Source organism: Ornithinibacillus halophilus (genome assembly GCF_900129485.1).
Lineage (GTDB): Bacteria > Bacillota > Bacilli > Bacillales > Amphibacillaceae > Ornithinibacillus > Ornithinibacillus halophilus.
On record NZ_FQVW01000012.1, the window covers coordinates 62,284 to 69,490 of the forward strand.

Consider the following 7,207-nt stretch of genomic DNA (forward strand, 5'->3'; position numbering starts at 1 on the left):
GAACCCTCAAATAATGAGGATTCATAATATCTATTTTTTCAAGAAGGTGTCCGGCATAACAACTGCAATTACTTCCCCTTTAGCACAGAGGGTGTCCTCAGCATATACTTCTGTTGTTACCTTCCACTTTTTCGGATGGATTTCTTCAACTGTCCCGATTGCCTTTAACGGTACTTCTTGTGGTGTTGGTTTTAAAAAGTCAACATGAAGTGAACCTGTAACAAATCGAGGTGGCTCTATACCATCACCAGGTTCGTGTCCATTTTTTTTATGTAATGCTAATGCTGCTGAACCCGTTCCATGGCAATCAATAATTGAACCGATAAGGCCACCATAAACAAAACCAGGGATTGCAGTATGTTCTGCTCTTGGTTCATAAATGGTTAAGGTTTTATCCCCATTCCAACCAGTTCTTAGTTTCAACCCTTCTTCATTTAAACGGCCACATCCATAGCAATGAGAATACTCATCCGAATAATCATCCTGAATTGCATGTTTCACATAATCAACCATATTTCTCTCCCTCTCCTTTATTACTTTTGATTCGAGTATAGCATGATGTAAGCGTTTTATATAGACCTCCTTTTACAATCCGGTCATACACTAAGTTCTTATGAAAAATCCCAAAATAATGTCACATGCCCCTTGTATCGAATAAAGTAATAAAAAAGAAAGAAGGTTTTTTACAATGTACTATAATTATACTCCACCATTATCACTGCATTCATCAGATACAATTAAAGTTACAGGTCAAGGTTCGGTAACCTTATCCCCTGACCGTGCACTAATTACATTAGGGGTTTCTACTGAGTCAACTAGTCTACAAGATGCCCAAAGTGAAAATGCTACTGTAATGAATAGGGTAATCAACTCTATTTCAAATCAAAATATACCGAGGAATAATATCCAAACGAAGGATTTCCGTATTCATCCACAATACGATTATATAGAAGGGAAACAGGTATTTCGTGGGTATCGTGTGACGAATATGATTGAAGTTACAGTGGATGACATTACACAAGTCGGTCAAATCGTCGACCTTGCAGTAAATGAAGGGGCCAATGAGGTTCAAAATATCCAATTCACCGTTGCTAATAGTGATTTACATTACGAGAACGCTTTAAAAATTTCCGTAAATAATGCTCGTGATAAAGCTCGAACGATTGCTGAAGAATTAGGTGTTTCCGTTTCTAGTGTACCACGAAAAATTAAAGAAATAACAACTAGAACCAATCAGCAACCACAGCCATATGTCTTAGGCGTTTCTACCGAAAGTGCAACAACACCTATCGAACCTGGGCAACTAGAAATAAAAGCTGTTATCAATGCTACCTTTGATTTTAATTAACAATGGGGCCTGTACCAAAAGGTCAGGCCCCAGCTTATTTAATCTGTCATGTAATGATGGCCTAAGTGGAATCCATCTTTGTTATCTTCAAAAGGGAAGAGATTTTTCTCTTTAGCCTCATCAGCATAATTATTAAAAATTTCATCTAGCAATTCATTGGCATTTTTATCTTTTGTATCTATTCCTAATTGTACAGCGGAATTATAAACTTTAGCTTCATGTAAAGCCATTACGATTTCGTGGTAGTCCATACCACCAGTATCAACGCCAAAGATTTTGGCCTCATGATCTAACTGTGCTTTCATAACTTCTTTTTTCAGTTCCTTTATTTCTTTCCCTTCTGTTTCAAGGCCTAATTCTTCTGCTCGTTTTATTAATTTTGCTTCAAAAACTTCTTTTGCTAATTCTTCTTCATCCTTACCTTCTGTCTCAATACCAAGTTCTTCAGCAGCTTCTACCACTTTAGCATGATGTACCTCTTTTTTAAGTTCCTTTAATTCTTTGCCTTCTGTATCAATTCCTAGCTTCTCTGCCTTTTTCATTATTTTGGCTTCTTTTACTTCTTTTGCTAGTTCTTTTAGTTCCTTACCCTCTGCTTCTATTCCATATTCTTTTGCTTGATATTTAATCCAAGATTCATGGTGCTTTAACTTGTCTTCCTTCTTTTTCTCTTTCTCTTCTTTCTCATCATCCTTCTTAAAGAAATCAAAGAAACCAACATCTTCATTTTTTTCAGCCACAGCAGGGATTTCTTGTCCAAATAATCCTACCCCTAGGAAAAATGCAAAGGCTGAAACAACAATTGCATGTTTTTTCATTTTAATCCTTCCTCCAATATATGTATTTTGACGTTTGGTAGTATTTCCAAAAACTGAAAAATTATTGGTGATTTCTCATTTCCTCTTAAAAATTAATCTTTATTTTTCCAAAATATTAAATTACTATCTAGTCTAAACACTCTATCTTTGTTAATCTTGAAAGTAGGGATGTTAGAAAGCGTTTCATTTTTAGATTAAACCCGTTAACTCACAGAAAAAGCAAACACAGGGATGGGGGTAGTTTTATATGAGAAATATTGTGGTTCTAGGTGGTGGCTACGGAGGACTAAAGATTACTTTAGGGCTGCTGGAAAAGGAATTACCAAGTGATGTAAAAATAACATTAATTGATCGAAATCCTTATCATTCATTAAAAACTGAATTCTACACGATTGCTGCTGGTACTGTAGCAGAAAAGGAAGTACGAATGGATTTTCCTAAAGATGACCGTGTCGAATTTGTTTTTGGTGAAGTTCATAGAATTGATGTTAAAAATAATCAAATTCTATTTGAGAATACCAATAACGTAGTAGATTATGATTATTTAATTATTGGGCTAGGCTGCGAAGATAACTATCATGGGGTAAAGGGTGCTGAGGAATATACAGAAAGTGTACAAACCTTCTCAAATGCCAGAAGTGCTGGACTTGCAGTTGGTAATCTTGGCGCTTATGGAAAAGTTACGGTTGTCGGAGCAGGACTAAGCGGGATTGAAGTTGCATCAGAAATACGTGAAAGTCGGGCTGACTTAAATGTTCGATTATTAGATCGCGGTTCTTCTGTTCTAAAGGCCTTTGATCCAAGAATTCAAGCGCATGTAGCCGATTGGTTCAATAAAAATGACGTTGAAGTTCTACATCATGCCAATGTGGAGTATGTTGAAAAAGACGGTGTTTGTAACAATGGGGTCTGTTATGTGAATGATGTTACAATCTGGACTGCAGGAGTACAACCAAACCATTTAATTAGAGAACTTCCTTATAAGAAGGACAACCAAAATAAAATAGTATTGAACGATTTTTACCAAATTCCTGAGCAACAAAATGTATATGTTGTCGGTGATTGCGCTTCATCAGAATATTCGCCTAGTGCACAATTAGCATTGCAACAAGGAGAACAAATCGCCAAAATATTACATGCGGTGTTGTTAGGAAAAGAACCAAAACAACCGAATAAAATAAAGCTAAAAGGTACGCTTGGTTCCCTTGGTAAGAATGATGGGTTTGGAAACATGATGCAGCAACCTGTTACAGGTTTGCTACCACGGTTAGCTAAATCTGGTGTATTGTGGTTAAACAAACGACATTAATTATACTGCCCAGCTTGTAGTTTCTCTCAGAAAAACTACAAGCTTTTTTAATCTATTCATTAGCCTCATTTTTCTTTGTATTAGACATGAGTAAGGTTAATGGTTTTTCTGTGCCTGTTACTAATTTGTATATCATTGAGGATGTTAAGTTATAGCTATTTTCGATCTTATCAGCTAGGAAACTAGTTCTTTCAAATAGTACCGAACGAACAAAGTCAACTTGGCGCAACGTTTTTTCCATTAATGCTTCTTGATTTTCTACACTCGAAATTACTTCATCTTGCTTACCCTCCTGTTTCTTCATTTGGTTGGAAATACCGTGATGTAATTCTACTAATTGGTTCATCTGCTCTGTTAACTGCTCAGAAAATGATTCGTATTGGGTTAACTTGGAGGCTATTTCTTCATTTGTTTGGCTAATCTTTTGAATCTCTTCTAAAATCTCTTGTTTGCTATCACCCTCTTGTTCTAATAACTGATGTAGTTCCTTATTACGCTCTTCAAGCATGATAAGCCACTCCCTTGCTTCACGTTCGAATTTCTCATGATGATTTTGTCCTTCTTTTATAAAATCCAACTGTTCGGAAACACTTCTCCATTTCTCTAATTGGCTTAATTCGTACTGTTGATGTCTTTTATTTATGTTTTTCACATTTTTAGTAAGTGTTTCATTCAATTTCTTCTGCTCTGCAAGCAAATCTTTAAAATAATCTGTTTGGAAATAATCCTGGTTTGGTTCCTCAATATCGCTATTATTCTGATAAACATCCGGATGTAGACCCGAGTTTATAAATAATCCCATGTTGACATCACCTTACTCTATTTTTTATTTATCTTATGCTTTTATAAGTTAGTCGGGACATCGAACTAGAAATTGGGCGTTTGTCGTAGTGTCTAATTTGTTGCTGAACAAAAGCTCATGCGCTAAATTTCATGGTGTTCGTGGATAATTCACATGTATTTACTTAGAGTTCATAATTTTCAACATTAAATTCTAATGATATAATTAGTTTAGTAGTGTTGGTAAAAGGTAATTACCCACTCAAAATTGAACCCCTCATAAGTCTCCAATAATATACGTTATGGTTCTTTTCCTATAGATAATGATGCATTTTTACAATGCAAGAACTATACAGATTAATCATTTTAATGCTTTAGTTTTATACTGTTATCCTTTTCTATTTACTACATTAGAAAGGTGGTTTTACATGGATAATATAAAAGAAACAGTATTGGAAGTAATATATTCTATTTTACCGATTTCCATTGTTGTGACAATCTTACAATTCACCATCATCTGGCTACCAATGGAAACGTTTTTACAATTTGCAATTGGACTTGTTTTAGTAGGTGTGGGACTTATCTTTTTCTTATTAGGGGTTAATGTCGGTCTTCAACCAGTCGGTGAACTGATTGGATCTGCCTTATCGAAGACAAAAAAGGTTTGGCTTATTATTGGATTTGGATTTGTGTTAGGACTTGTTGTAACACTAGCAGAGCCAGATGTACGAGTACTTTCCAACCAAGTCGATCAAGTATCACAAGGTGCCATTCCAAAGAGTATTTTAATTTTATCTGTAGCTATTGGTGTTGGCTTTTTTGTGGCACTTGCAATGCTAAGAATTATTCTAAACTTTAGTATGGTTTATATACTTGCAATTGGTTATGGACTTATCTTTTTATTAGCAGCATTTACTCCTCCAACCTTTGTACCAATCTCATTTGACTCTGGTGGAGTTACAACAGGGCCAATAACCGTTCCGTTCATCCTTGCTTTAGGTGTTGGGGTTGCCTCTGTTTTACGAGGAAAATCAGCTTCGAGTGACGGTTTTGGGTTAATTGCTCTCGCATCAATTGGACCGATACTGTCTGTACTTCTGTTAGGGGTGATCTACGGATGAACATTCATATATTCGAAGGGTTCACTGAAGTGTTGTCAGAAGTCGCACTGGCACTGGCACCCCTATTTATTGTATTCATCGTGTTTCAGATTTTTCTTTTAAAATTACCAGTTAGCAGAATGAAAGAAGTTGCAATCGGTTTTCTATTAACTTTTATTGGCCTAGCCCTATTCCTTCAAGGTGTTCATATTGGGTTTATGCCAGTTGGTGAATTAATGGGAGAAAAATTAGGTTCATTGTCTTATCGATGGATTTTAATTCCTATTGGTTTTATTCTAGGATTTGTTGCCGTATATGCAGAACCTGCAGTTAGTGTTCTGATTCATCAAGTTGAAAAGGTATCTGCTGGATATATTCCACAAAAGGTATTATTGTATACAATGTCAGTAGGAGTAGGCCTTTCTATATCTATTTCTGTCGTTCGAATAATTTATGGAATTTCCCTATGGTATTTTATCGTGCCAGGCTATATAATAGCACTAGTTATGATTAAGTATTCATCGAAAACATTTACTGCGGTTGCGTTTGATTCAGGTGGTGTAGCAACTGGTCCAATGACAGCAACGTTTATGTTGGCTTTATTTGTCGGAATTGCTAATGTAACTGAAGGTCGCGATCCACTTCAAGATGGTTTCGGTATGGTAGCATTGGTAGCGTTAGCTCCTATCCTATCTGTGCTAACCCTCGGAATTTTGTATAATAGAAAGGAGAGGGGTCAAGATGACACAGCCGATGAAAGGGAAAAAGTTAATAGTAACAATAGTTAGAAAAGAAAAGGCAAAAAAAATCATTCAAGCAACTAAAGATGCTGGCGCTCGTGGTGGAACTACACTATTGGGTAAAGGATTTCGTGTGGATGAAAAGACAAAATTTCTAGGTATCCCTGTTGAAAGGGAACGAGCAATCCTTTTAACACTAGTATCAAGTCTTAAATTTACCGAAGTTATGAATGCAATTATCGATACTGCACAATTAAATAAACCAAGACATGGAATTGGTTTTGTTATAGATACAAAAAATGTTACCGGAATCTGTAAAATGCTAGGATATGATTTAGAAACAAATGATTCAGATGAGGAGGGTTTGAATATCCCTATGGAAGAACAAAAAGTATTATATGATTTAATTGTTACCATAGTTAATCGCGGCGACTCAGAACAAGTTGTCGAGGCTTCCAAAAAAGCTGGTGCTGAAGGTGGAACTATTATTAATGGGCGTGGAACAGGTGTACACGAAAAGGCAAAATTATTTAATATCTTAATTGAGCCAGAAAAAGAAGTAATTTTAACCCTCATCAGTCGAGACAAAACAAGTGATGTTCTAGCAGCTATTGAAGATGACGCTGAATTAAAAAAACCTGGTAAAGGCATTGCCTTTGTTATGCAGGTAGAACAAACAGTTGGAATTAATCATCTTCTAAATAAAATGGTAAATGATAAATTTAATGAAAATAATTAAGTAGGAGAGGCTTTGTCCTCTCCTTTTTTTATGACTAGATGCAGACCGTTATAGATACTCTGTGCTTTTCTTACGTATCTTTTCTACTTACATACTCATCAGGTGCTTCGTCACCATGTGCAGAGCTATTCTTATATTGGCTTTTACGTCCATTGCGATGCTCCCCGTGATGATTAGGCTCTTTAAACATTTTTTTATGTTCTTTTTCCTTCGCCATTCTTAATCCCCCTTCCTTTAATTCAATATTTTCTTATTTTTTGAATGACAGGCAGAACTTATGCATAGCTATTTTACCTTTTGAGGAATAATTTCCACTGTTCCTCGGCGTGGCGAGCGTTTTCCTCGGCGTGGCGAGCGTTTTCCTCGGCGTGGC

General features: G+C 36.0%; 9 protein-coding genes. 5 read left to right on the forward strand and 4 right to left on the reverse strand.

Annotated features, from left to right (window positions below):
- Window positions 1-30: 30 nt before the first annotated feature.
- Entirely contained in the window at window positions 31-513 is a 483-nt protein-coding gene (locus BUB12_RS07245) for a PaaI family thioesterase (protein ID WP_072889550.1), read from the reverse strand.
- Window positions 514-688: 175 nt separating this feature from the next.
- On the opposite strand from BUB12_RS07245, the gene BUB12_RS07250 reads away from it, so the two are divergent.
- Window positions 689-1,348, forward strand: coding sequence for an SIMPL domain-containing protein (locus BUB12_RS07250; RefSeq protein WP_072889552.1), 660 nt, complete (start codon window positions 689-691; stop codon window positions 1,346-1,348).
- 38 nt (window positions 1,349-1,386) lie between these two features.
- Here the strand turns inward: BUB12_RS07250 and BUB12_RS07255 are convergent, their stop codons facing one another.
- A complete protein-coding gene (locus BUB12_RS07255; protein ID WP_072889554.1) occupies window positions 1,387-2,166 on the reverse strand; it encodes a hypothetical protein in 780 nt (259 codons plus the stop codon).
- A 247-nt stretch (window positions 2,167-2,413) separates the two neighbouring features.
- On the opposite strand from BUB12_RS07255, the gene BUB12_RS07260 reads away from it, so the two are divergent.
- Window positions 2,414-3,475, forward strand: a complete 1,062-nt coding sequence (locus tag BUB12_RS07260; protein ID WP_072889556.1) for an NAD(P)/FAD-dependent oxidoreductase — start codon at window positions 2,414-2,416, stop codon at window positions 3,473-3,475.
- Window positions 3,476-3,527: 52 nt separating this feature from the next.
- Here the strand turns inward: BUB12_RS07260 and BUB12_RS07265 are convergent, their stop codons facing one another.
- Window positions 3,528-4,277 (reverse strand): hypothetical protein, encoded by a 750-nt coding sequence (locus tag BUB12_RS07265; RefSeq protein WP_072889557.1) that lies wholly within the window; start codon window positions 4,275-4,277, stop codon window positions 3,528-3,530.
- Window positions 4,278-4,683: 406 nt separating this feature from the next.
- On the opposite strand from BUB12_RS07265, the gene BUB12_RS07270 reads away from it, so the two are divergent.
- The 3 genes from BUB12_RS07270 to BUB12_RS07280 are packed head-to-tail and all read left to right on the forward strand — an operon-like array spanning window position 4,684 to window position 6,834.
- On the forward strand, window positions 4,684-5,376 hold the full coding sequence (locus tag BUB12_RS07270; protein ID WP_072889559.1) for a DUF1538 domain-containing protein: 693 nt from the start codon (window positions 4,684-4,686) through the stop codon (window positions 5,374-5,376).
- Window positions 5,373-6,143, forward strand: coding sequence for a DUF1538 domain-containing protein (locus BUB12_RS07275; RefSeq protein ID WP_072889561.1), 771 nt, complete (start codon window positions 5,373-5,375; stop codon window positions 6,141-6,143). Before BUB12_RS07270 ends, BUB12_RS07275 begins: the two co-directional genes overlap by 4 nt.
- Window positions 6,097-6,834 (forward strand): P-II family nitrogen regulator, encoded by a 738-nt coding sequence (locus BUB12_RS07280; RefSeq protein WP_072889563.1) that lies wholly within the window; start codon window positions 6,097-6,099, stop codon window positions 6,832-6,834. Before BUB12_RS07275 ends, BUB12_RS07280 begins: the two co-directional genes overlap by 47 nt.
- A 70-nt stretch (window positions 6,835-6,904) precedes the next feature.
- Here the strand turns inward: BUB12_RS07280 and BUB12_RS17825 are convergent, their stop codons facing one another.
- Complete coding sequence (locus tag BUB12_RS17825) at window positions 6,905-7,051, reverse strand: hypothetical protein (RefSeq protein ID WP_200801033.1); 147 nt, start codon at window positions 7,049-7,051, stop codon at window positions 6,905-6,907.
- Window positions 7,052-7,207 lie beyond the last annotated feature (156 nt).

Coding starts and splice junctions, on each gene's coding strand:
- BUB12_RS07245 (WP_072889550.1), bottom strand. CDS start 513: ATGGTTGATTATGTGAAACATGCAATTCAGGATGATTATTCGGATGAG.
- BUB12_RS07250 (WP_072889552.1), top strand. CDS start 689: ATGTACTATAATTATACTCCACCATTATCACTGCATTCATCAGATACA.
- BUB12_RS07255 (WP_072889554.1), bottom strand. CDS start 2,166: ATGAAAAAACATGCAATTGTTGTTTCAGCCTTTGCATTTTTCCTAGGG.
- BUB12_RS07260 (WP_072889556.1), top strand. CDS start 2,414: ATGAGAAATATTGTGGTTCTAGGTGGTGGCTACGGAGGACTAAAGATT.
- BUB12_RS07265 (WP_072889557.1), bottom strand. CDS start 4,277: ATGGGATTATTTATAAACTCGGGTCTACATCCGGATGTTTATCAGAAT.
- BUB12_RS07270 (WP_072889559.1), top strand. CDS start 4,684: ATGGATAATATAAAAGAAACAGTATTGGAAGTAATATATTCTATTTTA.
- BUB12_RS07275 (WP_072889561.1), top strand. CDS start 5,373: ATGAACATTCATATATTCGAAGGGTTCACTGAAGTGTTGTCAGAAGTC.
- BUB12_RS07280 (WP_072889563.1), top strand. CDS start 6,097: ATGACACAGCCGATGAAAGGGAAAAAGTTAATAGTAACAATAGTTAGA.
- BUB12_RS17825 (WP_200801033.1), bottom strand. CDS start 7,051: ATGGCGAAGGAAAAAGAACATAAAAAAATGTTTAAAGAGCCTAATCAT.